Annotated in this window: 25 protein-coding genes and 1 pseudogene; 12 read left to right on the top strand and 14 right to left on the bottom strand. The window is 61.8% G+C overall.

Annotated elements, in window-relative coordinates; all coding sequences use genetic code 11:
- Nucleotides 1–32 precede the first annotated feature (32 nt).
- The gene (locus tag H1204_RS33320; RefSeq protein ID WP_180734766.1) at nt 33–1,055 is read right to left on the bottom strand and encodes a M23 family metallopeptidase; all 1,023 of its coding nucleotides are present in this window, start codon (nt 1,053–1,055) and stop codon (nt 33–35) included.
- Here H1204_RS33320 and H1204_RS33315 point away from each other — a divergent pair.
- Nucleotides 1,054–1,320, top strand: a complete 267-nt coding sequence (locus tag H1204_RS33315) for a hypothetical protein (RefSeq protein ID WP_180734765.1) — start codon at nt 1,054–1,056, stop codon at nt 1,318–1,320. The two genes, H1204_RS33320 and H1204_RS33315, sit on opposite strands and share 2 nt — an antisense overlap.
- 32 nt (nt 1,321–1,352) lie before the next feature.
- On the opposite strand, the gene petA is transcribed toward H1204_RS33315, so the two are convergent.
- From petA to H1204_RS33295, 4 genes are all read right to left on the bottom strand, one after another.
- Nucleotides 1,353–1,973: a ubiquinol-cytochrome c reductase iron-sulfur subunit gene (petA, locus tag H1204_RS33310; RefSeq protein ID WP_180734764.1), complete on the bottom strand. Its 621-nt coding sequence runs from the start codon at nt 1,971–1,973 to the stop codon at nt 1,353–1,355.
- Nucleotides 1,970–2,425, bottom strand: coding sequence for a carboxypeptidase regulatory-like domain-containing protein (locus H1204_RS33305; RefSeq protein WP_180734763.1), 456 nt, complete (start codon nt 2,423–2,425; stop codon nt 1,970–1,972). Before H1204_RS33305 ends, petA begins: the two co-directional genes overlap by 4 nt.
- 358 nt (nt 2,426–2,783) lie before the next feature.
- The gene (locus H1204_RS33300) at nt 2,784–3,164 is read right to left on the bottom strand and encodes a VOC family protein (RefSeq protein ID WP_180734762.1); all 381 of its coding nucleotides are present in this window, start codon (nt 3,162–3,164) and stop codon (nt 2,784–2,786) included.
- Between the two features lie 20 nt (nt 3,165–3,184).
- Nucleotides 3,185–4,471 carry an MFS transporter gene (locus H1204_RS33295; protein ID WP_180734761.1) on the bottom strand — a complete coding sequence of 429 codons (1,287 nt, stop codon included), beginning with the start codon at nt 4,469–4,471 and terminating at the stop codon, nt 3,185–3,187.
- 101 nt (nt 4,472–4,572) lie between these two features.
- On the opposite strand from H1204_RS33295, the gene H1204_RS33290 reads away from it, so the two are divergent.
- On the top strand, nt 4,573–5,445 hold the full coding sequence (locus tag H1204_RS33290) for a LysR family transcriptional regulator (protein ID WP_180734760.1): 873 nt from the start codon (nt 4,573–4,575) through the stop codon (nt 5,443–5,445).
- A gap of 4 nt (nt 5,446–5,449) precedes the next feature.
- Here the strand turns inward: H1204_RS33290 and H1204_RS33285 are convergent, their stop codons facing one another.
- Complete coding sequence (locus H1204_RS33285) at nt 5,450–5,608, bottom strand: DUF3563 family protein (RefSeq protein ID WP_180734759.1); 159 nt, start codon at nt 5,606–5,608, stop codon at nt 5,450–5,452.
- Nucleotides 5,609–5,897: 289 nt separating this feature from the next.
- Between H1204_RS33285 and H1204_RS33280 the strand changes: the two genes are divergently transcribed.
- From H1204_RS33280 to H1204_RS33270, 3 genes are all read left to right on the top strand, one after another.
- Nucleotides 5,898–6,086 carry a hypothetical protein gene (locus H1204_RS33280; RefSeq protein WP_180733350.1) on the top strand — a complete coding sequence of 63 codons (189 nt, stop codon included), beginning with the start codon at nt 5,898–5,900 and terminating at the stop codon, nt 6,084–6,086.
- A 7-nt stretch (nt 6,087–6,093) separates the two neighbouring features.
- Nucleotides 6,094–7,332, top strand: coding sequence for an MFS transporter (locus H1204_RS33275; RefSeq protein WP_180734758.1), 1,239 nt, complete (start codon nt 6,094–6,096; stop codon nt 7,330–7,332).
- A 493-nt stretch (nt 7,333–7,825) separates the two neighbouring features.
- A complete protein-coding gene (locus tag H1204_RS33270; RefSeq protein WP_180734757.1) occupies nt 7,826–8,644 on the top strand; it encodes a flagellin domain-containing protein in 819 nt (272 codons plus the stop codon).
- A 75-nt stretch (nt 8,645–8,719) separates the two neighbouring features.
- Here the strand turns inward: H1204_RS33270 and H1204_RS33265 are convergent, their stop codons facing one another.
- The 3 genes from H1204_RS33265 to H1204_RS33255 form a co-directional block, all read right to left on the bottom strand.
- Nucleotides 8,720–9,532, bottom strand: coding sequence for a TlpA disulfide reductase family protein (locus H1204_RS33265; protein ID WP_180734756.1), 813 nt, complete (start codon nt 9,530–9,532; stop codon nt 8,720–8,722).
- Nucleotides 9,533–9,727: 195 nt separating this feature from the next.
- Nucleotides 9,728–10,477 carry a glucose 1-dehydrogenase gene (locus H1204_RS33260; protein WP_180734755.1) on the bottom strand — a complete coding sequence of 250 codons (750 nt, stop codon included), beginning with the start codon at nt 10,475–10,477 and terminating at the stop codon, nt 9,728–9,730.
- Nucleotides 10,478–10,505: 28 nt separating this feature from the next.
- Nucleotides 10,506–11,621 carry an alkene reductase gene (locus H1204_RS33255; protein WP_180734754.1) on the bottom strand — a complete coding sequence of 372 codons (1,116 nt, stop codon included), beginning with the start codon at nt 11,619–11,621 and terminating at the stop codon, nt 10,506–10,508.
- A 143-nt stretch (nt 11,622–11,764) separates the two neighbouring features.
- Between H1204_RS33255 and H1204_RS33250 the strand changes: the two genes are divergently transcribed.
- Nucleotides 11,765–12,658, top strand: coding sequence for a LysR family transcriptional regulator (locus H1204_RS33250; RefSeq protein ID WP_180734753.1), 894 nt, complete (start codon nt 11,765–11,767; stop codon nt 12,656–12,658).
- A gap of 195 nt (nt 12,659–12,853) precedes the next feature.
- Entirely contained in the window at nt 12,854–13,954 is a 1,101-nt protein-coding gene (locus H1204_RS33245; RefSeq protein WP_180734752.1) for an SDR family oxidoreductase, read from the top strand.
- A gap of 33 nt (nt 13,955–13,987) precedes the next feature.
- Here the strand turns inward: H1204_RS33245 and H1204_RS33240 are convergent.
- Nucleotides 13,988–14,314, bottom strand: a pseudogene (locus tag H1204_RS33240) (nitroreductase family protein); the annotation flags it as partial.
- 239 nt (nt 14,315–14,553) lie between these two features.
- Here H1204_RS33240 and H1204_RS33235 point away from each other — a divergent pair.
- From H1204_RS33235 to H1204_RS33220, 4 genes are all read left to right on the top strand, one after another.
- Nucleotides 14,554–16,050, top strand: coding sequence for an MFS transporter (locus H1204_RS33235; protein WP_180734751.1), 1,497 nt, complete (start codon nt 14,554–14,556; stop codon nt 16,048–16,050).
- A 115-nt stretch (nt 16,051–16,165) separates the two neighbouring features.
- Complete coding sequence (locus tag H1204_RS33230; RefSeq protein ID WP_180734750.1) at nt 16,166–16,411, top strand: hypothetical protein; 246 nt, start codon at nt 16,166–16,168, stop codon at nt 16,409–16,411.
- Nucleotides 16,412–16,442: 31 nt separating this feature from the next.
- Nucleotides 16,443–17,273 (top strand): CmcJ/NvfI family oxidoreductase, encoded by an 831-nt coding sequence (locus tag H1204_RS33225; RefSeq protein WP_180734749.1) that lies wholly within the window; start codon nt 16,443–16,445, stop codon nt 17,271–17,273.
- Nucleotides 17,274–17,436: 163 nt separating this feature from the next.
- Complete coding sequence (locus H1204_RS33220) at nt 17,437–18,348, top strand: alpha/beta hydrolase (protein ID WP_180734748.1); 912 nt, start codon at nt 17,437–17,439, stop codon at nt 18,346–18,348.
- Here the strand turns inward: H1204_RS33220 and H1204_RS33215 are convergent.
- The 4 genes from H1204_RS33215 to H1204_RS33200 all read right to left on the bottom strand — a co-directional run bounded on the left by H1204_RS33215 (nt 18,345) and on the right by H1204_RS33200 (nt 21,542).
- A complete protein-coding gene (locus tag H1204_RS33215; RefSeq protein WP_180734747.1) occupies nt 18,345–18,746 on the bottom strand; it encodes a hypothetical protein in 402 nt (133 codons plus the stop codon). The genes H1204_RS33220 and H1204_RS33215 overlap by 4 nt on opposite strands.
- A gap of 94 nt (nt 18,747–18,840) precedes the next feature.
- On the bottom strand, nt 18,841–19,596 hold the full coding sequence (locus tag H1204_RS33210) for an ABC transporter ATP-binding protein (protein ID WP_180734746.1): 756 nt from the start codon (nt 19,594–19,596) through the stop codon (nt 18,841–18,843).
- Nucleotides 19,593–20,459 carry an ABC transporter permease gene (locus H1204_RS33205; protein ID WP_180734745.1) on the bottom strand — a complete coding sequence of 289 codons (867 nt, stop codon included), beginning with the start codon at nt 20,457–20,459 and terminating at the stop codon, nt 19,593–19,595. Before H1204_RS33205 ends, H1204_RS33210 begins: the two co-directional genes overlap by 4 nt.
- Before the next feature lie 51 nt (nt 20,460–20,510).
- Nucleotides 20,511–21,542: an aliphatic sulfonate ABC transporter substrate-binding protein gene (locus tag H1204_RS33200; RefSeq protein ID WP_180734744.1), complete on the bottom strand. Its 1,032-nt coding sequence runs from the start codon at nt 21,540–21,542 to the stop codon at nt 20,511–20,513.
- Nucleotides 21,543–21,806: 264 nt separating this feature from the next.
- Between H1204_RS33200 and H1204_RS33195 the strand changes: the two genes are divergently transcribed.
- A complete protein-coding gene (locus H1204_RS33195) occupies nt 21,807–22,991 on the top strand; it encodes an acyl-CoA dehydrogenase family protein (protein ID WP_180734743.1) in 1,185 nt (394 codons plus the stop codon).
- Nucleotides 22,992–23,121: the final 130 nt, after the last annotated feature.

The raw sequence follows: 23,121 nt of genomic DNA, 5'->3' as shown, positions 1-23,121 counted from the left end.
AGGGTTTGCTGCGAATGAAAGGATGCGCTGACTCAAAGCAGCGCGGCGAGACGGTCGGCTTCCTTCGCGAACTGCGCGCGTTCGGTCGCATCCAGCGGATTGTTGCCGGGCAGCGCAACCGTCAACGGGTCCTTCGGCACGGAATCGACATGCACCTCGTAATGCAGATGCGGACCCGTTGCCCAACCCGTTGATCCGACATAGCCGATCACCTGGCCGCGCTGCACCTGCGCGCCACGATGCAGGCCCTTCGCGAAACGCGACAGGTGCGCGAACACGGTCTGATACGGCGGCGGATTGCGCAACACGATCACCTTCCCATAGCCGGTTTGCCGTCCGATGAACGCGACCGTGCCGCGTGCCGTCGCATGAACGGGCGTGCCAGCGGGCGCGGCGAGATCGACGCCGTCGTGGCTTTGCCAGCGGTGCGTAACGGGGTCGAGTCGACGCAGCGAGAAATCCGACGACACGCGCTCGTAAGCGAGCGGATAGCGCGTGAACGTGGGCGTGGTGCTTGCGCCATCCTTCGTGTAGTAGAACGGCTTGCCGTCCAGGTTGCGATAGAGAAACAGATCGTGCGATATCGTTGCCGTTGCGATTCGCACGGCGAGCGGTGTTGTTGTCGAAGACGGTGTTGTGGGCTGTTCGCCTTCCGGCGGATCGACGATGAGGCTGATCGTGTTGCCCGGCTTGAGATCGCGACGAAAGTCGATCTCGCCGGAGAACGCATGCGCGAGCAAGGCCGTGGTACGGCTGTCGAGACCGAGACGCTGCGCCGCTTCCGCAAAGCTGCTCTTGACGGTCGCCGATCTGACGACAGGTTGCGGCGCGGTGTCAACAGCAGAGGCAGACGATGCGGGCTGCGCACGACGCGTCGTATCGGCGGCTTCGCGGTTCAGCGACGCGGATTGCGCTCCGGCTGCGTCATCCTGATCGGCGGCATGCTTCGCGCGATTCGGCGAAAAGATCGACGCTGCGCAAACGGAACTGAGCGCGCACACCAGAATGACTTTGCCACTACGCGCCGACGGCGCAACGAATGCGGGAAAGGGCATGATCGAAAAAGCAGAGCGACGGGTACGGCGAGGGCGATTGCGCGAAGCGGAGAACGCGTGCGCGATCGAGCTGATAGACGCGTTGCGTCCAGATGAGGAGATGAACCGGGTGTTGCCGTTATTCGAGCTGCAAACAGAGCGCAGTAAAAATGACGGCAAACCTGAAGGGCATTTCAAGCGGCATGTAAAAAGTGCGGCGAGGCTGCCGTGCAGTGGCGGGCGACGGAGCGAACACCATAGCGGCCGACACTTAAGCGAATCTTAAAGAGGCCGTTGACGACCATCAAAACGGCGCGCTCAGGCTTCGCCCTGTTCGTCTGCGCCGATCACGACATGACTCGCGGATTCGAATTGATAACGCGGCACGTCGAGATTTTGCGGCGCGGGTTTGTCCTTGAACACGCGGCCTGCGAGGTCATACGTCGAGCCGTGACACGGGCAAAGAAATCCGCCGTGCCAGTCATCGGGAAGACTCGTTTGCGGGCCAGGCTGAAAACGCGGACTCGGCGTGCAGCCGAGATGCGTGCACACGCCGACCACCACGAGCAGATTGCTATGCTCCGCGCGCGACCGAAACTCGTTGTTGCAGTAGGGCGGCAGCGGCATCGAGAAAGGGCGCGTCGTGTGCGGGTCGGCGACGAGCGGATCGGCGGCGCGCACATCGGCGAGCATGGCGTCAGTGCGATTGACGATGAAGACGGGCTTGCCGCGCCATGCCGCCGTCAGCATGTCGCCGGGCTGCAGCCGGCTGATGTCGACTGTCACGGGTGCGCCCGCCGCCAGTGCGGACGCCGATGGCTTGAACGATTCAACGAAGGGCGTGACGGCGGCCACGCCCGCAATGCCGCCCGCCACCGATGTCGCAATCATCCATCGACGGCGTGCTTCGTCGACGGGCGCGTTCGCGTCGGCGCTCATGACGTGCTCCCTTCCGGCTGCGTTGGCCATACGAACATTGCGCGAACGTGCCCTGACGATTTGACGTCGACTACGCGCTGCTGGGTCTTGCCGTCATGGCTCGCGGTGATCGTGTAGCGCCCATTCGGAAGCGATGCGAGCATGAACGGCCCGTGCGAGGTTGCATTCAAAAGCGTCTTGCCATTCATGTCGGCGATGTGAACGGGGATGTCGGCGAGGTATTCATTCCCTTGGCGCGTCGCGCCCGTAAATTCGAGTACGAGCGGGTATTGGTGCATGACGTCCTTCAGCGCATCCGATTGATCGCTGCCGACGCCTCCGGAAAGATAGGTGACCGCGCCCTGCTGATGAAGCGACGGCAGATTCGTGGTCGCGGCAAACGCGACACTGGTTGCGGATTGCGCGAACACGAGCGCGATGGCAACGAGACCTGCTTTGGTGAATGTGTTCATGACGGTTCTCCATCTGGAAGATCAAGCCATTTATTGCAGATGTTTGGAACGCATACCCGGCGTTTATCGAACGCTTCGCCTTCGGCGATATTCGCCGGACCGGATACATCGCGAGCGCAACCATGCCCGTCGACAGGCCGGTCGCGTTCGCGATACTGAGGAAGAACGCGAACGCGTGCGCACGACGCGACATCGCAAGGGTTTGAGATTCAAGGCATTCACGATGCGACCTCAAAGTCTTCGTGTCTGCAATTTAGGCGGCGCGAATTAAACGAGAATTAAAGCGGGTGATACGGACGAGTACGGGGAATACTCATCGTGGAGTGGATAGATGACGCAGCGGGCGCCGCGCAGGCGGCTAGCCCATCAGTTCGGAAATCTCGATCAGGTTCAGATCGGGGTCCCGCACATACACGGAGCGGATCTTCTGCGTCGCGCCCGTTCGTTCGACTGGCCCTTCGACGATCGGCCAGTTGCATGCGGCGAGATGCGCGATGACCTGATCGAGCGGCACCGATGCGATAAAGCACAGGTCCAGCGCGCCCGGCACGGGCAAATGCGCCTTCGGCTCGAATTCGCTGCCGCGTACATGCAGATTGATCTTCTGATCGCCGAAGCGAAACGCGATACGCCCAGCGCCGAATGTCTCCAGTTGCATCTGCAAGACCTGCGTGTAGAACTTCGTCGTGGCTTCTGCATTGGTGCAGGTCAGCACCAGATGGTCGAGATGGTCGATCATGAAGAGACTCCTTCTATGAGTCAGCGTGAGCGCGCGTTCACGCGAATCCTGCGCGCATTCACGCGCGCGACGTACAACGTGAGCGTGCCGCATACGGCGAGCATCGCAAAACCGAATCCGGCGACGGACGGCCATGCACCGTTTTGCCAGAACCAGCCGCCCCACGAGCCGAGCACGCTTGAACCGAGATAGTACGCAAGCAGATACAGTGAGGTCGCGTGACCCTTTGCGCCATCGGCGAGTTGTCCGACCCAGCCGCTCGCCACCGAGTGCGTGATGAAAAAGCCGATGGTCAGCACGATGATGCCAAGCACGACGGGCACGAGCGCATGCATCAGCGTCAACGCGAGTCCCAGAGCGGCCACCACGACGCCCGCAGTGACGACGGGTCCGCGCCCGCAGCGATCTGCCAAAGCGCCTGCGCCGGATGCGGCGACGATACCGAACAGATACGAACAGAAGATCAGGCCGGTTTGCGTCGCGCTGAGATCGAACGGCGGCGCCATCAGCCGGAAACCGGCATAGTTGTAGACGGTCACGAATACGCCCATGACGAGGCATCCCGTTGCGAACACGGCGGGTAATGTCGCGGCCGTCAGATGCTTGCGCCATAGCGCGATGTGATGAACAGCCGTGAGGTCCGCGCGCTTCACGAAATTGCGCGAGCCTGGCAACAGCAACACGAACGCGATAGCGGCGACCACATCGACGACACCGATGGTCAGCATCGCCGTGCGCCACGACAGATGATCGCTCATGTAACTCATGCCCACGCGGCCGATCATCCCGCCGAACGCCGTGCCGCCCACATACAGCCCCATCGAAAGCCCCAGGCCGCGCGGATCGATTTCCTCCGCGAGATACGCCATCGCGACGGCGGGCACGCCGCCGAGCGCCAGCCCTTCCAGCGCGCGGGCCACGAGAATGCTGTGCCAGTCCGCTTCGAGCGCGGCGCAGACGTTGAAGAGAGCGGCGAGCGTCATCGATGCGAAGATCAGGCCGCGTCTGCCGAACCGCTCCGATAGCGCGCCTGCGCAGAGAATCGAGAACGCGAGAAAGCCTGTCGAGAGCGACAGCGCCAGCGAGCTTTGCGCTGCGCCGATGTGAAATTCGCTCGCGAAAACAGGCAGCAAGGGCTGCACGCAATACAGCAGGGAGAACGTGGAGAAGCCCGCAAGAAAGAGCGCGATGCTGATACGGCGAAAGTCCGCCGAGCCCGGACGCACGCCGGATGCGGCGGCCGTATGGGAACGGGTGCTGGATGTTTCGATGCGATCGGGCGTCGCAACGGATGGATCGGAGTTCATGGAGAAGATCGACGGACGACTGTGACGCAGGAATTGTCCTGCGCCAGAGCTATACTGTCCAATATATGAAACTGGCCAACGCGATATGTTTGAGCACTAGCATGGAACTACGTCATTTGCGATATTTCATCGAGGTTGCGAGCGAGCGCAACTTCACGCGCGCGGCTGAAAAGCTCGGCATTGGACAGCCGCCGCTCAGTCAGCAGATCAAGAGCCTGGAGCGCGAACTGGGCGTCGAATTGTTCCGTCGCACCGCGCATGGCGCCGAGCTGACGGGCGCAGGCGAAGCATTTCTGATCGAGGCGCAGCGCGTGCTGGGCGGCGCGCAACGCGCGGCGCAAGCGGCGCAGCGGGCCGCGCGTGGCGAGACGGGACGGCTGCGTATTGGATTCACAGGGTCAGCGGCATTCAATCCTGTCGTGCCCGCGCTGATTCAGCGTTTCAAGAACCGCTATCCGACCGTCGATCTAACGCTCGAAGAAGCGAATACGCCTGTGTTGCTGCAACGCCTGCTCGATGACGGGCTCGATGCCGTGTTTTTCAGGCCTGGGACCGCGTCGCCGGAGCACGTGCAGATGCATCGCTTCGCGGACGAGCCAATGAAAATCGTGCTGCCGTCAACGCATCCGCTTGCAGCAAAGAAGCGCTTGCCGTTGACGGCACTGGCCGACGAACCGTTCGTGCTCGTGCCGGGGCCGGCGGGCGTGACGCTTCACGATGAAATCGTCCGCGCGTGCGGCGAGGCGGGCTTCAGCCCGCAACTGGCGCAGCCCGCGCCGCAGGTGTCGTCGGTGATCAATCTGGTGGCGGCGGGCCTCGGTGTGTCCATCGTGCCCGCCGCGATCGCGCAGGTACAGGTGAAGGGCGTGCGTTACGTCGACGTGCAGGGCGCGAAAATGCGGGCGCGTCTAGCGTTGGGGTGGCGTGAAGGGGATGCTTCCGCGACGCTCGCCAATCTCGTCGGATTGCTGTGACGACTTAGTCTCCCGCCTCGATCAACCGCATGCGGCGTTCGAGTTCGAAGATATCGACGGCCGACGCGAGATACGCATCGCGGCGGTGATGCTCGGCGCGGTCCAACAGTTCCGCTGCGCGGTCCAACAGGTCGAAGATGATCCGGAAGAAGTATGCGAACATGGCGTGCTCCTGTTGCGTTGGTTCCAGTGCAACCATTTGCATCGAGCGTGCCATTTAGGAGAGGTCCTTGTCTGGCGGGCTTGTGGGTTATCCAGTGGCCGTCCACGGGTGCGAGTGTGTTCGGCTGGAACCAACTTTCGCCCGGCAACAGTTTGCTTTCACCATGCTTCCATGCGGATAACCGCTTCACAGATGCGGCCGAATTTCGACGGCACGCCTTTGACGCGGTAGCGCGACTTCATGCGTGCAGAAAGCCGGTTCATGAACATTCGACGCAAGGAGAATCCGATTGACACCGCTGGCAATGTGGCTGCGCGTGCCGGGACAGCGCGACGAGCGCTTGATTGCTGCACGCGATCGCGTGTTTCGCATGGCATCCGCGCCGGGCTTGACTTTCGAGTTTATCGAGCGCGACGAACAGGTCGTCTCGCTCGATCAGATGACAGGGGCGGGGCGTTTCGTTCTCCGCAAGGTGTGACGGGCATATGGACGAGCGTCCTGCTTCCCCGGAAAAGCCGGCGTCCAGCCGGTCCCGCGTCAGCACCCTCCGGCAGATACCCGGCAGCATCTGGGTGTTGGGCTGCGTGAGCCTGTTGATGGACATCTCTTCGGAGATCATTCACAGCTTGCTGCCGATGTTCATGTCGGCGAGCCTCGGCGCGAGCGCGACGACGATCGGATTGATCGAGGGCATCGCCGAGGCGACGGCGCCCATCGTCAAGGTCTTTTCCGGTGCGCTCAGCGACTACCTCGGCAATCGCGAATGGCTCGCTGTCGCAGGCTATGGACTCGGCGCGCTGAGCAAGCCGTTGTTCGCGATTGCGCCGACTCTCGGCCTCGTCGTGACGGCGCGCGTAATCGACCGGATCGGTAAAGGCATTCGCGGCGCGCCGCGCGATGCGCTCGTCGCCGATATCACGCCACCGCCGCTGCGTGGGGCTGCGTTTGGATTGCGGCAGTCGCTCGATACGGTGGGCGCTTTTCTCGGACCGTTGCTCGCGGCCGCGATCATGCTGATCTGGGCGAACAACTTCCGGCTTGCGTTCTGGCTGGCCGTCATTCCCGGCGTGCTGGCCGTCGCGTTGCTGACGGTCGGCATCGACGAACCCGCGCGCCAACCGGGCGCGAAGCGCGTCAATCCGATCCGGCGCGACAGCATTCGTCAACTCGATAGCGCGTTCTGGTGGATCGTCGCCGTCGGTGCCGCGTTCGCACTCGCGCGCTTCAGCGAGGCGTTTCTCGTGCTGCGCGCAATGGACAGTGGCGTGCCCGTCGCGCTAGTGCCGCTCGTGATGGTGGCAATGAACGTCGTGTATTCGCTATCGGCCTATCCGCTCGGCAAGCTCGCCGACTCGACGAGTCATGTGAGGCTGCTGGTCGCCGGGCTCGTGATACTCGGCGTGTCGGATCTCGTGCTTGCGCACGCGGTTCACTGGAGCATCCTGCTCGTGGGCGTCGCGCTGTGGGGCCTGCATATGGGCATGACGCAAGGGCTGCTCGCGACAATGGTGTCGCACAGCGCGCCCGCGCATTTGCGCGGCACGGCGTTCGGTTTGTTCAATCTCGCGAGCGGACTTGTGACGCTGATGTCCAGCGTGATTGCGGGCGCGTTGTGGGACACGATAGGCGCGGCTGCGACGTTCTATGCGGGCACCGCATTTTGCGTGGTCACGATCGCGCTGCTGCTGGCACGTCCCGCGCGACGCATCGATCTGCGCAGCTAAACGGCGCGTGCGAACGAGGCTTACATTGCCTCGCTATGAAATAAGTTCGCTAACCCCATGCGGCAAGCGACAGGATTTCCGTCTGAAAGATTCGCAGATGTAGTGGCAACCGGACTGTCAGTAAAAGTTATTACCACGTCAGCAATAAGCGAGATGTTATCGGTTATTCCTTTCACGAAGCTGTAAAGCTTGCATAATTATTCGTAACAATAAAAGCAGTGACATTATCTTTGTAATGCCTGTGAATGAAAATGGAAGAAAGTTCGTATTTATACGAAAAAATTCATATGTATCAGTAAGTTGGGGTGTTATCTTCTGGTGAGAACGTGTCGCACCAGCGCTGTAATCTTGCACAAATTCAGAACGGAAATTACCGCTCGAAACCTAAAGCAATATTTGGAGACGTCGTAAACCCCGTCGAGTGGTGGCGTGAAGTAGCGAATAAAGCGCGTTGCCGCTTCTGTCGATCTTTCTAGAACCGAAAGGGGTTGAAATGCTTAACATCAATACGAACATCATGTCGCTGACGGCGCAGAACAACCTGGAGGGTTCGCAAAACGCGCTCTCGCAGGCGATCAACCGTCTATCGTCGGGCAAGCGCATCAACACGGCCGCTGACGACGCGGCGGGCCTCGCGATTGCGACGTCGCAAACGGCATCGATCAATGCGTTGACGCAGGGCGCCGCCAATGCGAACAACGGCATTTCGATGGTGCAGACCACGAACGGCGCGCTGCAATCGATCGTCGACAACCTGCAGCGCATCCGTCAGCTGGCAGTGGAAGCAGGCGACGGCTCGCTCGACTCGAACGCGCTCGCCAACCTGCAGGCAGAAGTGTCGACGCGTCTGACGGAAATCACACGCGTTGCACAACAGACGACATTCAACGGTCAGGCCGTGCTGAACGGTGTCGGCTCGGTCAACTTCCAGATCGGCGCGTTCAACGGCCAGCAGATCACTGCGAACTTCGGCACGCAGAGCTGGGACGCGAACTCGCTGGGCATCAGCGGCTTGAGCGTGGCGACGGCTTCGGGCGCGCAAGCCGCCATGAGTTCGATCGATAACGTGCTGACGAGCGTCAACACCTTCCAGGCAACGCTCGGCGCGACGCAGAACACGTTCTCGGCAGCCATCTCGACGACGCAAACGGAAGCGACCAACATGAGCGCCGCCGAATCGCAGATCACCGACGCGGACTTTGCGACGGAAACGGCCAACCTGTCGAAGGCTCAGGTGTTGCAGCAAGCGGGCATCTCGGTGCTCGCGCAAGCGAACTCGATGCCGCAGCAGGTGCTGAAGCTTCTGCAGTAACGGCAACGGCATCGTGCATCCTGTGTCGGGCGAGCGGGATGCACGGTGTTTCCTTCGCTAAGGCAAGCTATGTGCTCAAGGTCGCGAACATTCGAGCGACGGATAAAGACGCGCAAGCATTGCATCGAAAGTTGCCTGCGATACGCGCCCCAAGTGCTTTTCCAGGAATCGTCCGTTGGCATCGTAAAAGAGCGTGGTCGGATACGCGGTGACATTCACGCTCTTTGCGAGCGTCAGTTGCGGATCAAAGCGGGAGTTGTCGATATGCAAGTTGAGGTCTGCGAGAAACGCCTCGACCGTGTGGCGGTCTTCTCCCTGATTCACGAAAGCCAGATCCAGTTCGGGATGGTTTGCCTGCTCGCTGGCAAGCACGGGCATTTCGCCGCGACAGGGTCCGCACCATGTCGCCCATAAATTGACGACAAGCGGCTTGCCGTTGTTGCGTGCAAGGCGTTGCGGCATGCCGGCTTCGTCGAGTAGCGAGATCGACGGCACGTGCGACGGCTGATCGGATCGCTCCATCACTGCGCCAGCGATGCCCCACGCGATCAAGCCCGATATTGCCGCGATGATGAGCGAGCGTCGTATGGCCGATCGTCGAATTGCGGCAATCAGCGCGACGGCTATTCCAGCAACAATGCCCGGTATCGCTGCGAATCCCGCGTCTCTGATATCGAGCATTTCCAGGAAGTCGCCGCGATAGCTCGGCAGGTATTGAAGGACGAACACCGCACGTGCGACGAACAGGCCAATGAGTAACGCCGTAAAGAGGGCGCGCTCGACTTCGGCGCGCTTCTCGGCAGAGAAACGGGTGGCGAGCAACGCTACGGCGATGCCGATGAACAATGCAAGCGGTCCAGCCGGAATCGCCAGGGGGCCGATATTCATTCGTTTGTTCCAGGTGCGTCATCGTGTTTCGGAATGACCCGGAATATACCGCCTGGAGAGCAAGACCACGAATACCCTGGCGGATCAAGAATATGCTCGCTCGTCTCATGCCTGGATGCAACCGATTTGCGCTCATGAAGCGGCGATCAGCAAATGGGGGCGAGCGCGACCGCTCGCCCCGACATCGCGACGGGCTCACACCTGCGCGAGGCCACCATCGACGAACAGGTCGATACCCGCAACGTAACTGCTCTCGTCGGATGCGAGGAACAGCGCTGCGGACGCGATTTCCTCAGGCCGACCGATGCGGCCCAACGGCGTCGCGGCAGCGAACCTGGCGCGCAGTTCGTCTGCCTCGGCGGCCGTCGCAACCTGGCTGTCGATGATCGGCGTGTCGATCGCACCAGGGCTGATGGCATTGACGCGAATGCCGCGGCCCTTCAGTTCGACGGTCCATGTCCGCGCCAGCGAGCGAACGGCTGCCTTCGCCGCGCTGTAGGTGTCGTGCGCCGGCAAGCCTTTGACGCCTGCAACCGAACTGGTCAGGATGATGCTGCTTCCATCGCCCATCAAAGGCAGCGCTTTCTGCACAGTGAAAATGAGTCCGCGCACGTTGACGTCGAACGTTGCATCGTAATGCTGCGGCGTAATCGCTTCGAGCGTGCGATGTTCGACCGCCCCTGAATTGGCGAAAAGAACGTCGATCTTGCCGCGCTGCTCTCCGACAATGGAAAACAGGCGGTCGAGCTCATCGAGATTCGTCACGTCGGCCTGCACGGCCGTCACGTTGCGGCCAATCTGCTGCACGGCCTTGTCGAGTTCCAATTGCCGTCTGCCTACGATGAACACGTACGCGCCCTCGTCGACGAAGCGTTGTGCGGTGGCAAGTCCAATGCCGCTGCTGCCGCCGGTGATGACGGCTGTCCTGTTTGCAAGTCGATTCATGATGTTGTCGTTCCTGATTCAAGCTGATTCAAGCGGCTTCGGTTTCGGCATGAAACGCATAGTCGGTGTAGCCACGCGCATCGCCGCCGTAGAAGGTCGAACGGTCGTAACGGGTGAGCGGCTTGCCGGTGCGCAGACGTTCGGGCAGATCGGGATTCGAAATGAACATGCGCCCGAATGCGACGAGATCCGCGTGGCCGTCGGCGACGATCTGCCCGGCGCTTTCGCCCGTAAAGCCGCCTGCGGCGATGATCGTGCCGTTGTAGCGGCGGCGCATGTCTTTCGACGTGACGTCCGACTCGCTCGTCTCCTGTTCGACGATGCCGCGAATACGTGGCTCGATGACGTGCAGATACGCGAGGTCATAACTGTTCAGGCGCTCTGCGACATAACCGAAGGTGGCATGCGGATCGCTGTCCGACATCGTGCCGTACGTGCCGCTCGGCGACAGTCGAAGTGCGACGCGGCCGGGACCCCACACGGAGACGACGGCATCGAGCGTGTCGAACAGGAATCGCGCGCGATTCTCGATCGGGCCACCATAGGCGTCGGTGCGATGGTTCGTGCCGTCCAGCAGGAACTGCTCGAACAGATATCCGTTTGCGCCGTGAAGCTCGACACCGTCGAAGCCCGCCTCTTTCGCCAGCACGGCACTGCGACGGAACTGCTCGACGATGCTCGCAATTTCGTCGAGATCGAGTGCGCGCGGCACGATCAGTTCGGCTTCCGCGACGTTGCCGTTCCCGTCGCGAATGGCCGCATGTTCGAGCGAGCGCAACGCGGACGGGGCAACGGGCGTGACGCCGCCCGTGTTGGCGGGATGCGCCTGGCGTCCCGCGTGCCACATTTGCAGGAAGATGCGCGCGCCCTTCGCGTGCACGGCATTCGTCACGCGTCTCCAGCCCTTGACCTGCGCGTCCGTGTAAATGCCCGGCGCGTCGACGTAGGCAATGCCAAGCGGCGAGACGGCCGTCGCGTCGCTAATCAGCAGGCCGCCTTCCGAGGCGCGCTGCGTGTAGTACTCGACCATCAGGTCGCCGGGAACGTTGCCTTCCTCGGTGCGCATGCGCGTGAGCGGCGCGAGCACGATGCGGTGACGGAGTTCGAAAGGGCCGACATGGGTACGGCTGAAGAGCGTGTTCATGCGTGCATCCTCTGGATGAGTGTTGAAGATGACGGGATCATGAGCGCTCGTTAAGCCGCGCAGAAGAGGCCTGACGGGGATAACTGCCATTCCTTGAGAGAATAGGGCCTGACGACTTCGACGAAACCTGAGAGAGGCGCAGCATGGATCGACTGGCCGCAATGGAAATTTTTGTTAGCGTTGCCGAGGCGGGCTCGTTTTCGGCTGCCGCAAAGCGGATGAACGTGGGGCAGCCCGCCATTTCCAAATCCGTTGCACAGCTGGAAGAACGCCTCGGCGTGCGGCTCATCCTGCGTTCGACGCGGGGTTTGACGATGACGGACGCCGGCCAGCGTTTCTACGACCATGCGAAGCGCGCGATCCAGGAGGCCGACGACGCGGAGCAGGTCGTGCGCCACGCCTCCGACAGCCTGTCCGGCAAGCTGCGCGTCAGCGCGGCGGTGACGTTCGCGTGCCTGCATGTGCTGCCGTCGCTGGATGCCTTCCTGAGCCGGCATCCCAAGCTGGAAATCGACCTCAAGCTCGACGATCGGAACATCGATCTGCTGGAAGAGGGCATGGACGTGGCGTTGCGGATGGGGGCGCTGACCGATTCGTCGATGACGGCGCGGCGTATCGGCCGAAGTCCGCGGCTCGTCGTGGGCACGCCGGACTACTTCTCGCGCGTTGGTATGCCCACGACGCCCGCCGAGCTGAATCGACATCAGGCAATCGTCTACTCGCAGGGCGGCGGCGGCGAGACATGGACGTTTCGCCAGAACGACAGTGACGTGGACGTGGACGTGACGGTATCGGGACGTGTCCGGGTGAGCGCGGCGGAAGGCATGCGTACGGCCGTCTTCAATGGCATGGGGCTCGCCATCGCGTCGCGCTGGATGTTTTCTCCCGAGCTGGCATCGGGCAAGGTCGAGGCCGTATTGACCGACTGGACCTTGCCCGCAGTCGATCTTTGGGCCGTCTTTCCATCGGGCCGGCTGGTGACGGCGAAAGCGCGGGCATTCGTTGAATTCGTCGAGGAGGCGCTCGCTCGGGCGTAATGGCGAGTCGTGTTTGCCAAACCCATCACTCGATGGAATAAGTGGAATTCCGCGCCGCCGACTACTGAAGACTCCCGTTCAAAACTACATTTCGTTCAACCGACCGGATGTCGGAAAGGACGCTCAAACACGCCACGCGAAATGCAACGCGAAACGTTTGAGCCGAAACGGAATCGATAGAACTGGAGAGCAGGAATGGGCACAAGCAACAAGGTACTGGTAGCGGGCGCGAGCGGACTGATTGGTGTGGCCGCTATCGAGAGCTTTCTCTCTGCGGGTTGGGAGGTGGTCGGCATTTCCCGGCGCAAGCCGGACCTGCCGAGCGGCCGCAAGTTTGAATTCATCCCCGTGGACTTGCGTGACGAGAACGCTGCGCGTGAAGCGCTATCTGCGCTCGGTGGCATTACGCATGTTGCGTATGGGGCAATCTACGAGAATGCGGAGGATCTGGTGAGCGGCTGGTCGAACGCCGATCAGATCGAGATCAACAACGCGATGCTGCGCAATGTGATCGAGCCGCTCGTTTCAGGAAAATCGAAAGCGACGCTCAAGCACGTGTCGATCCTGCAAGGCACGAAGGCTTATGGTGTGCATCTGCATCCTATCGCCATTCCGGCACGCGAAAGCGACCCGCGCGACGACCACGCAAACTTCTTCTTCGATCAGCAGGACTATGTTCGCGACGCCGGTGAAAAATATGGGTTCACCTATACCGTGCTACGTCCGCAACTCGTGACGGGGAAGACCCCCGGCGCGCTCAATGTTCTTCCCGCTATCGGCGTCTACGCGGCTATCCGCCGCGAGAAAGGCGAGTCATTCGGTTTTCCGGGCGGCCCGTCATTCGTCTGGGAAATGGCGGATGCCGATCTCGTCGGCGAGGTGATGGTGTGGGCAGCGCAGTCTCCGCAAGCGGCGAACGAGATATTCAATGTCACCAACGGCGATGTCTTCGAATGGCGCAGCGTATGGCCGGCGATGGCGAAGACGCTCGGCGTGAATGCCGGGGTCGACGAGCCTGGGAGCGTCGCGCAGTACATTCGTGAGAATGCGGACGTGTGGGCGAAGATCGTCGCCAGATATGGACTTGCGAGCGGCGATCTCCGCTCTTTCGTTGGACAGGGCGACCAGCACGCCGATTTCGCGTTTGCATACGGCGCGCCGGCGGGGCCTGTCGCTTTCGTCAGCACGGTGAAGCTTCGCAAGGCGGGATTCAATGCGGCCGTCGATACGCGCGATGCGTTCTGCGACGCGCTTCAGTCGTTCATCGACCGCAAGCTGTTGCCACCTGCGTTGTGAACTGATTCGCCTGCGCAATGAGCGCTTTCGCGATCAGAACGCGAACTGTCCTTCCGCGGCAAGCGTGGAGAGCGGATTGCGCGGACTGGGCGTTTCGCGTTTCTGCAGTCCTTCAGGCAACGAGGACTTGTCGCCGGGGCGGCCGATCGCGATCGCCGCTTCGACGGCGTAGTCGTCGGGAATAGCCAGTTCTGCACGGATGCGCTCGCGTTCGATGCCTGCGAGACCATGGGCCTTCCATCCGGATAAGCTGGCTTGTAGCGCGAAATAACCCCAGGCAGCACCCGTATCGAACGAATGCGACGCCAGCGCGACTTCTTCGGTTGCACCTGGCGGCGTGAATGTCCGTTTCGACAGCACGTCGGAGTTTCGTGCCTGTATCGGGACATTCCGAATCACGACGTTAAGTGGCCACACGCGCGAATCCAAACAATGTTTGCGCATATCGAAAGCAGCGAATCGTCGATATGCGAGGCGTGCAGCGCGAAGCGACACGCATCGTAGCAACGTCAATTTGCATATATTCAATCGTCGTTTTGAAGACGTGATGGGCGTCGCTAGCATGCAGGGACTTTCTGACTTCCTGTTCGACATCCATCATGTCTACCGTCGCTATTCCATCCACTCCGTTGGACTCGTCGCCTCCACACGACACCACTCGTCCCGCCGTCATCCGCTCCGCGCAGGACGTATCGCGTATCGTCAACGCGGGCGCAGTGAAGGGCAGCAATGCGCGCATCGTGATCGCGATTGCACTAGGCGGCGTTTTTCTCGATGCCTATGACCTGACCTCGCTTGCCTACGGCATCAAGGACATCGCGAAACAGTTCGCACTGTCGCCCGTGCAGGTGGGCTTCGTTTCTTCCGCGATTACATTTGGCGCGATTCTCGGCGCGTTGTTCGGCGGCTATCTGACCGATCGGATTGGTCGCTACCGCGTGTTCATGGCAGACATGCTGTTCTTCGTCGTCGCCGCGATTGCGGCCGGTCTCGCGCCCAACGCGTGGGTACTCGGCGGCGCGCGCTTCCTGATGGGATTCGGCGTCGGGCTCGATCTGCCCGTTGCGATGGCGTTTCTGGCGGAGTTCTCGCGTGTGGCGGGCAAGGGCAACAAGGCGGCAAGCGTCGCTGCGTGGTGCCCCGCGTGGTATGCCGCGACGAGTACATGCTATTTGCTGATTCTCGGTCTGTACGCGATCCTGCCCGAACACCAGCTCGGCTGGCTGTGGCGGCTCACGCTCGCGTTCGGCGCCGTGCCTGCGATCGTCATCATTCTGGTGCGGAGCCGCTATATCAGCGAATCGCCCGTGTGGGCAGCGAACCAGGGCGACCTGGAAGGCGCTGCGCGCATCCTGAAGCGCTCGTATGGCGTCGATGCCGTCGTCGAACGCGCGACGGCGCCCGTCGCACAACCGCGCCGGGCTTCGTGGCGCAACTATGGCGTGCTGTTCAACGCCACGTACCGCAGACGCACGATACTCGCGGCCGTGATCGGCAGCGCGTCGTCGTTCGGTTACAACGCGATCATCTTTGGCTTGCCTGTCATCATCACGAGCTTTTTCGCGCAAGGCCCGCTGACGACAATCGTCGCATCGCTCACGCTCAATCTGTTGTTCGCATTCGTGGGCGGGCTGATCGGCGTGCGAACCGCACCGACAATCGGTGCGTGGAAAATGACCGTGCTCGGCCACTCCCTGCAATTCGCTTCGTTGATCGGGCTCGCGCTGATCGGTCGTCCGGGCGGCACTGCGCTAGTGGTGGCGGCGATTCTGCTGCTGGGCGGTTATCTGTTCGGGCAAGGTTTCGGGCCCGGTTCGCATTCGATGACTTACGCGTCGCTCAGTTACCCGACTTCGCTGCGCGGCATCGGCGTGGGGTTCAATCAGACGCTCGTGCGCACGGCTTCGACGATCTCGCTGTTTCTGTTTCCGGTGCTGGCGGGTGCGCTCGGCACGAAGGTGTTCTGGGTCATCGCGATTGCTCCGCTGACGTCGCTGCTGGTGCTGCTCGCGATCCGCTGGGAACCGTCTGGCTACGATATCGACGGCGAGGACTATGTGAGCGTGCCGTCCGTCACCGAGCGCGTGGGCGCCTGAGGGGCCCGTTCATCCATCGGCGGTGCGTTGCAAAGCATTGCACAAATGCTTGTTTGTGCAATGCGCCGCCACTGACTAGATTCGATGAATATTGTCACGAGCAGGAGGACGCATCATGTCGATGAACCTCGCATCGTTTTATCGTCAGGCCGTATTTCACCCATTCCAGGTTGCGCGTCAGCGGTTGCAGGCGCGATCCGCCCACGCCGCTGAAGAACGCACCGACCCGCAGGCCGAGCGCTCGCCGCGCGATGCGGGAGAGCGCCTCGAGCGCATAGCCGTCTATGCGCGAGCGGGATACTTCAATATGGGCTACACGTTCGAGATGTTTCATGTGATCGGTGAAATAGCGCCGGACTAATTGAGTCGCGCGCATGCATGGAGCGTAAGCAATGAGCGATATCGTCGTCGAACAGCCAGCCGTTGTCGAAGCCGCGTTGAACTATCTCATCGCGACGGGAGAAAAGCCCGCCACATATGCCTATGAGCCGCCTGCAGGCGAGCCACAGCGCAGCGGCGTGTACCGGACGCAGCGTGTGAATATCGTCAATGCGCGCGTGTCGCCGCCGCCGGGTGGCTTATCGCTGGACCGCAATGGTTTTGAACTGCGGCAGCACGCGAGCGCGCTCAGCGACTTCTCGGACCCTGCCGCGATCGAACGCGTCTACTACCCTGAGGCCGAAGCGCTGCTCAAGCGCTGGACGGGTGCGAAGCGCGTCGTCATCTTCGATCACACGCTTCGCGACGGCCAGGCGGCGCGAGCGAGCGGTGTGCGCGAGCCGGTCAAATTCATTCACAACGATCAGACCTTCGTCTCGGGTCCGCGCCGCGTGCGCGATCATCTGCCGCCGCATGAAGCGGAAGCACTGCTGAAAGGCAGGGTGGCGATCGTCAACCTGTGGCGTCCTGTCGGATCGACGGTCGAATCGTCGCCGCTCGCATTGTGCGATGCGCGCAGTATCGCGCTGACCGATCTCGTGCCGTCGGATCTGATCTATCCGGACAAGGTCGGCGAGACGTATGCATTCGTTTTCAATCCGCGGCACCGCTGGTACTACTTTCCGTTGATGACGCCGGACGAAGTGCTGCTGCTGAAAATCTACGATTCCGCAGGCGACGATATCGCGCGGCTGACGGCGCATACCGCATTCGATGATCCGTCGTCGCCGCCCGATGCAAGAGCACGGCGTAGTATCGAACTGCGCTCGTTGCTGTTCTTCTGAGTTTGGGCTGGCACCTTCTCGGCATAAATCATTCGTCAGCGAACGCGCTCACCACATGCAGCGTGCGGAGCCCGCAAAACCACGACGATCGCATAAGCTTCGTCTGGCGCGTCGGTGTGTTCGTCCCGTTCGAGTGCCTGTCGCGTCGCATAAGGAGGTGTCCATGACGCATGACAATGCTCAGCCTGCTGCAAACAGTTTTTTCCCCGGCTTCTCGAAGCTCGACGTTGATGCGGAGGACGTGTCATTCCGTGGCGTGACAGGCGGCTCCGGCCCGCCCGTCCTGCTGTTGCACGGCTATCCGCAAACCCATATCGCCTGGCGAAAGGTTGCGCCGACGCTCGCGCAATCCCATACCGTCATCGTGCCCGACTTGCCGGGATACGGCGACAGCCGCACGCGAAACGATCAGCCGCGATGGACCAAACGTCGCGTTGCGCACGCGCTCGTCGGCTTGATGGATCGTTTGGGACATGAGCGGTTCGCGGTCGTCGGGCATGACCGTGGCGCGCGCGTCGGGTACCGGCTGGCGCTCGATCATCCTCAGTGCGTTGCCGCATACGCGTCGCTGACAGTCATCCCCACGCTGGATGCGTTCGCGGGCGTCGACAGAACCTTCGCGCTGAATGCGTGGCACTGGTTCTTTCTCGCGCAACCGTTCGATCTTCCTGAGCGCATGCTGGACGCGGACCCCGACGCATTTATCGATGCAGCACTATCGAAGATGGCGGGCGGACTCGAAGGGATCGATCCGCTGGCACTCGATGCCTACCGGGCCGCGTTTCGCAAACCCGAAGTGCGTCATGCAATCTGCGAGGACTATCGTGCCGCGACTGCAGAGGACCTTCAGTACGACACAGCCGATTTCGACACAGGGAAGAAGCTGACATCACCCGTGCTGGTGCTGTGGAGCGAGCGGGAGCAGAGAGCACGAAAGACGCTGCCTATCGACGTATGGTCGAAGTGGGCATCGCGCGTGACGGGAAGGGCGCTGCCTGGTGGTCATCTGCTGCCCGAGGACGCGCCGGATGAGGTGCTGTCTGCGCTCGTGCCATTCCTTGCGGAAGCGTTCTAGATGTCCTGGTCGCTGCGCCAGCATGGCATCGTCGTCGAACCACTATGCAAAACTTTTTGTGCAAGGATTTGATCGAGCGCTTCGGTTACGGCATGGCCGTCTATATCGCGGCGAAGGCAGCCGCGATGCAGCGAAGCATCGATGCCATCAACGACGAACGGCGGGCGGTTGGCCGCCGCTTGCTCGAGCATCGACGAGGTCGTCTCCGTGTTGCGCAGGAAAGGCAAGCTGCCGGCCTGAAGCGGCTCAACTGCCCGGCGCGTGAACGAATTCGAGCCGTGCGCCGTGACTGAGCGAGCGCGGTAGTCCACGCGCTTGCGCGGCATCCGCAAGATGAATCGCCGCGCTGAAGACGCCTTCGCCCCGGATCGCGAGATGCGACCGTAGCGCTTCGGCAAGGGCCGTTGTGTGACTGACGTCGGACCGATGAGCAGTGTCGCGAAGTGCACATCGTGTCCCGTCAGCGCGCCTCGATGCACAGGCTCGACACGGTCAGATCGGCGTTGACGCGATACCGTCCAGCAAAGTATCTCGCAGTGCATCCATCGCAGGATCGCGGAGATTTCGAGGCCGTGGCGCGTCGACGTGAAGCTCGCGCGCGATGTGGCTTGGGCGGTCATCGCCCGGCGGCGACAGCAACAGAACACGATCGGACAGGAGAAGCGCTTCGTCCAGATCGTGCGTGACGAGCAGGATGGTCGTTCCGTGCGCGTGCGCGAGCGCGAGCAGGACACGCTGAAGGCGCGAGCGTGTGATGGCGTCGACGGCGCTGAACGGTTCGTCGAGCAATAGCAGATCCGGCTCCGCGAAAAGTCCTCGCGCCAGGGCGACACGTTGCGCCATGCCGCCCGATAGCTGTTTCGGCAGCGCATCGCGCACGCCCGACAGGCCGACTTCTGCCAGCAAGGTATCGACGCGCGGATCACGTCCCTGCCTGGGGCCGGCGGCGAACGCGATATTGTCGGCGACGCTGAGCCAGGGCAGCAGCCGTGGCTCCTGAAAGATCATGCCGATTCTGTCGGATGGACCGCGCTGTAATTGCTGCTCCAGCAGCACGGAACCATCCGCGTGCCCGTCGAGGCCTGCAATCGCCCGCAGCAGCGTGCTCTTTCCACATCCGCTCGGGCCGACCAGACTGACGATCTCACCGCGTGCCAGTTCGAACGATACCTGTTCGAATACCGTGCGCTGCCCGAAGCGCCGCGCGAGGCCGCGCACTTGCAGCAAGAGCGCAGAAGACGGGCTCACGGCGCGTCTCCCGAAACGTGGCGCGCATCGCGCCAGGACAGCGCGCGCGTTTCGATGAGTTTGAACGCGCCGTCGCTCAGTTTGCCGAGCAGCGCCAGCAGCAGGATCGCGCCGAACACGAGATCGGGCCTGCCCGTCTCGCGGCCGTCGCTGAGCAGATAGCCGAGGCCGCGCGTCGCGGCGATCAGTTCGGCGGCGACCATGAACATCCATGCGAGGCTCAGTCCCGTGCGCAATCCCGTGAAGATCTGCGGCATCGACGCGGGCAGCAGAATGCGCGTGAACATCGCGCGCGGCGTCAGCCGGTTGAGCTCGCCGAATTCGATCAGCTTGCGATCGACACCATGAATGCCCGCGACTACGCTGAGTTGCACGGGGAAGAACGCGCCAATCGCGATGAGCGTGATCTTGGGTGCTTCGTCGATACCCATCCACAGCAGCAGGATCGGAACCCATGCGAGCGATGGAATCGCGCGAAGTGCCTGAAACGCAGGGTCGAGCAGCGCATCGACGCGGCGGCTCAGTCCCATCGCCGCGCCGATCAGCAACGCGAGCGCCGAGCCGAGCGCGAAGCCCGTGTACACGCGTACGACGCTCGCGCCGATGTGTCGTGCGACGCGTGCCGCGCCGAGATCCAACAACGTTTGTGCGATCGTGCTGGGGGCGGGGACGAGATGCATCGGCAGCACGGACGCGCGCACCAGCGCTTCGATCACGGCGAGAAAGACGACGGGTACCGCATACCCTGCGTAGCGCCATAACCGCATCGCGTCAGGCGGCCGCTTGCGCGATGTGCGCCCGGTGGCCGAGCGCGCGTGTGAATCGCGCGTCTTGAGCGCGAGGATCTGTTCAGTGGCAGCCATGATTCAAGTCCATGCGAATGATGACTGCTTGCATGCGTCGTGTTGCGCGCGTCATTTCGCGCCGTTGCTCGCGATGATGGGCTGCGCGATTTTCGGATCGATCAGCGCGTCGATAACCTGATTGAGATCGGTGCCGCTTTTCACCAACTGCTCGCCGACGAGAATCGGCGCGGCTGCCTTGAGCGCGGCGATCTGTTCCGCGCCGGGCTGCGGATGGCTGAAGTCGTTGCGGCTGAGTTGCAGCTTCGCGACCGCGAGCGATACCTTCGATTCCTCCGAGACGATCTTCGCCGTATCGTCGGGGTGCGCGGCGATCCACACGCGTGCTTTCTCATAGACCTTCAATACGCGCGCCAGTTGGTCCGGATGCTCGCGAATGAAGTCCTCGCGTGCGTTGAGCAGTCCCCACGTGTTGAAATCGACATTGCGATAAAGCAGACGCGCGCCATCGTCGATTTGCGCGGCGGCCATGTGCGGGTCGAGCCCGGCCCACGCGTCGACCTGGCTGTTCGCGAGCGCCGTGCGGCCGTCCGGATGCTGGAGATTCACGATTTCGACGTCATCGCGCGAGAGACCCACGGTATGCAGCGCGCGCAGCGTGAAGAGGAACGGATCGGTGCCCTTGGTCGCCGCAATCTTCTTGCCTTTCAGATCGGCGAGACTCTTGATGGGCGAATCCTTGCGCACGACGAGGGCAGTCCATTCAGGCCGGGAAAACACATACACCGCACGGATCGGATTGCCGTTTGCCTTGCCGAGCACGGCAGCGAGACCCGCTGTCGAGCCGATATCGACGGCACCGCTATTAAGATATTCGAGTGCGCGGTTGCTTCCCAGGCTCAGTACCCACTTGATCTGCGTGAGATCGGCGGCGAACTCCTGTTCCAGCCAGCCATTGCGCTTGATGACGAGGCTCTCCGGCGAGTAGTACGCGTAGTCGAGCTTCAGTTCGGCGAGCGGCGCAGCCTGCGTGCTGCCGAAATAGCAGAGCGCCAGCGCGGCGGCTGCCGTCGTCATGATGTCGCGCAGAACGTGCGCGCGGCGCGCCCGCGCGAAGAATGCAAAGCCCCGAACCGATGCCATCGATTGTCCTTATGGTCACGTGTGATTTGAGCTTTAATGTAACCAGGCCGATCGCATCTGCGAACCAATTAAAGTTCAGAATCAAAGCAGTGCTGGCGCTATTGCAGAAGCGGGTTTCTGTTTCGGCAGACAATGTGGTGCAGCGTTCGCATTGACAGTACGCGTCCTAAGAAGAAATCTGCATAAGCATTCAAGCACTCGATGGTAGGTCTTGCCGTAGTGGCTTTCTTAAACTTGCCAGTCATCTTTCCGGCCTTGCTCACCATGACGACACACGTTGAATCCAATCCCGCTTCGCAGATCCAGACGGCGCAGGCGCTTGCGCAGCAATTTGCCGCGAGCGCGGTCGAACGCGATGAAAAGGGCGGCACGCCCAAGGCCGAGCGCGACGCGATAAGGGCCAGCGGCCTGCTGTCGCTATCGATTCCCCGGCAATACGGCGGAACCGGCGCGAGCTGGACGCAGACGCTCGATGTGGTCAGGACGTTCGCGCGAGTCGACAGTTCGATTGCGCATGTGTTCGGATTCCATCATCTGCTGCTCGCTACCGTGCGGCTGTTCGGACGTCCGGATCAATGGGAACCCTGGTTCGAGCAGACCGCGCAGAAGAACTGGTTCTGGGGCAACACGCTGAACCCATTGGATACGCGTACCGTGGTGCAACGCGTGGACAACGCGTACGAATTCTCCGGCAGGAAGAGCTTTTGCTCGGGGGCGCTCGACTCCGACATGCTGGTTGCGTCGGGGCTGGATGCCGCCAGCCGCAAGCTGCTGATCGCGGCAATACCCACGTCCCGTTCCGGCATCACGTTGAATCACGACTGGAACAGCTTCGGGCAGCGGCAAACGGATAGCGGCAGCGCGCTCTTCGAGAATGTGCGCGTTGAAGCAAGCGAACTGCTGCGCGAGCCGGGTCCGTTGAGCACGCCTTTCGCGTGCCTTCGTCCGTTGTTGGCGCAATTGATTTTCACGCAGATGTTTCTTGGCATCGGCGAAGGCGTCTTTGCGGAGATGAAGCACTACACGCGAAATGAATCGCGACTCTGGTTCAAGTCGCCTGCGGAACAAGCCAGCAAGGACCCCCACACGTTGCGTCACTATGGCGAGTTCTGGGTTGGGCTGGAAAGCGTTCGTTTGCTGGCCGGGCGCGCGGTACAGCTGTTCGACGATGCCTGGACGCATGGCGCGGAACTCGACGAGACAACGCGCGGGCATGTTGCCGTTGCGATCGCGACGGCCAAGGTTGCTGCCACGCGCGTCGGTCTCGACCTGACCAGCCGGCTGTTCGAGGTGGCGGGCGCGCGCGCCACGCATGGCGCGCTGCGCCTGGACCGGTTCTGGCGCAATCTGCGCACGCAAACGCTGCATGATTCCGTCGACTACAAATTGCAGGAACTCGGCGAGTGGGCTGTGAACGATGAACTGCCCACGCCGTCGTTCTATTCCTGAATTCGATGCCCTCGTCCGCATTCGAAAACCGGAACCTGTCATAAGCAATGTCAAATTCGATAGTAGGCCAGGCTCGTCTGGGCTGATCCAATACAGGATTGACCCTGTCCGCAGCGAGGCGCGACGGTTG

Source organism: Paraburkholderia sp. PGU19, from assembly GCF_013426915.1.
Taxonomy (GTDB): domain Bacteria; phylum Pseudomonadota; class Gammaproteobacteria; order Burkholderiales; family Burkholderiaceae; genus Paraburkholderia.
The sequence above is the reverse complement of the archived record's forward strand: the minus strand, read 5'-3'. Positions and strand labels throughout refer to the sequence as shown.

Bases quoted from the DNA above. Each gene is read 5' to 3' on its own strand.
- H1204_RS33270 (WP_180734757.1), top strand. From the start codon at position 7,826: ATGCTTAACATCAATACGAACATCATGTCGCTGACGGCGCAGAACAAC.
- H1204_RS33300 (WP_180734762.1), bottom strand. From the start codon at position 3,164: ATGATCGACCATCTCGACCATCTGGTGCTGACCTGCACCAATGCAGAA.
- H1204_RS33315 (WP_180734765.1), top strand. From the start codon at position 1,054: ATGATCGAAAAAGCAGAGCGACGGGTACGGCGAGGGCGATTGCGCGAA.
- H1204_RS33205 (WP_180734745.1), bottom strand. From the start codon at position 20,459: ATGGCTGCCACTGAACAGATCCTCGCGCTCAAGACGCGCGATTCACAC.
- H1204_RS33285 (WP_180734759.1), bottom strand. From the start codon at position 5,608: ATGTTCGCATACTTCTTCCGGATCATCTTCGACCTGTTGGACCGCGCA.
- H1204_RS33295 (WP_180734761.1), bottom strand. From the start codon at position 4,471: ATGAACTCCGATCCATCCGTTGCGACGCCCGATCGCATCGAAACATCC.
- H1204_RS33290 (WP_180734760.1), top strand. From the start codon at position 4,573: ATGGAACTACGTCATTTGCGATATTTCATCGAGGTTGCGAGCGAGCGC.
- H1204_RS33195 (WP_180734743.1), top strand. From the start codon at position 21,807: ATGACGACACACGTTGAATCCAATCCCGCTTCGCAGATCCAGACGGCG.
- H1204_RS33305 (WP_180734763.1), bottom strand. From the start codon at position 2,425: ATGAACACATTCACCAAAGCAGGTCTCGTTGCCATCGCGCTCGTGTTC.
- H1204_RS33255 (WP_180734754.1), bottom strand. From the start codon at position 11,621: ATGAACACGCTCTTCAGCCGTACCCATGTCGGCCCTTTCGAACTCCGT.
- H1204_RS33235 (WP_180734751.1), top strand. From the start codon at position 14,554: ATGTCTACCGTCGCTATTCCATCCACTCCGTTGGACTCGTCGCCTCCA.
- H1204_RS33245 (WP_180734752.1), top strand. From the start codon at position 12,854: ATGGGCACAAGCAACAAGGTACTGGTAGCGGGCGCGAGCGGACTGATT.
- H1204_RS33320 (WP_180734766.1), bottom strand. From the start codon at position 1,055: ATGCCCTTTCCCGCATTCGTTGCGCCGTCGGCGCGTAGTGGCAAAGTC.
- H1204_RS33250 (WP_180734753.1), top strand. From the start codon at position 11,765: ATGGATCGACTGGCCGCAATGGAAATTTTTGTTAGCGTTGCCGAGGCG.
- H1204_RS33260 (WP_180734755.1), bottom strand. From the start codon at position 10,477: ATGAATCGACTTGCAAACAGGACAGCCGTCATCACCGGCGGCAGCAGC.
- H1204_RS33265 (WP_180734756.1), bottom strand. From the start codon at position 9,532: ATGAATATCGGCCCCCTGGCGATTCCGGCTGGACCGCTTGCATTGTTC.
- H1204_RS33275 (WP_180734758.1), top strand. From the start codon at position 6,094: ATGGACGAGCGTCCTGCTTCCCCGGAAAAGCCGGCGTCCAGCCGGTCC.
- petA (WP_180734764.1), bottom strand. From the start codon at position 1,973: ATGAGCGCCGACGCGAACGCGCCCGTCGACGAAGCACGCCGTCGATGG.
- H1204_RS33200 (WP_180734744.1), bottom strand. From the start codon at position 21,542: ATGGCATCGGTTCGGGGCTTTGCATTCTTCGCGCGGGCGCGCCGCGCG.
- H1204_RS33220 (WP_180734748.1), top strand. From the start codon at position 17,437: ATGACGCATGACAATGCTCAGCCTGCTGCAAACAGTTTTTTCCCCGGC.
- H1204_RS33225 (WP_180734749.1), top strand. From the start codon at position 16,443: ATGAGCGATATCGTCGTCGAACAGCCAGCCGTTGTCGAAGCCGCGTTG.
- H1204_RS33230 (WP_180734750.1), top strand. From the start codon at position 16,166: ATGTCGATGAACCTCGCATCGTTTTATCGTCAGGCCGTATTTCACCCA.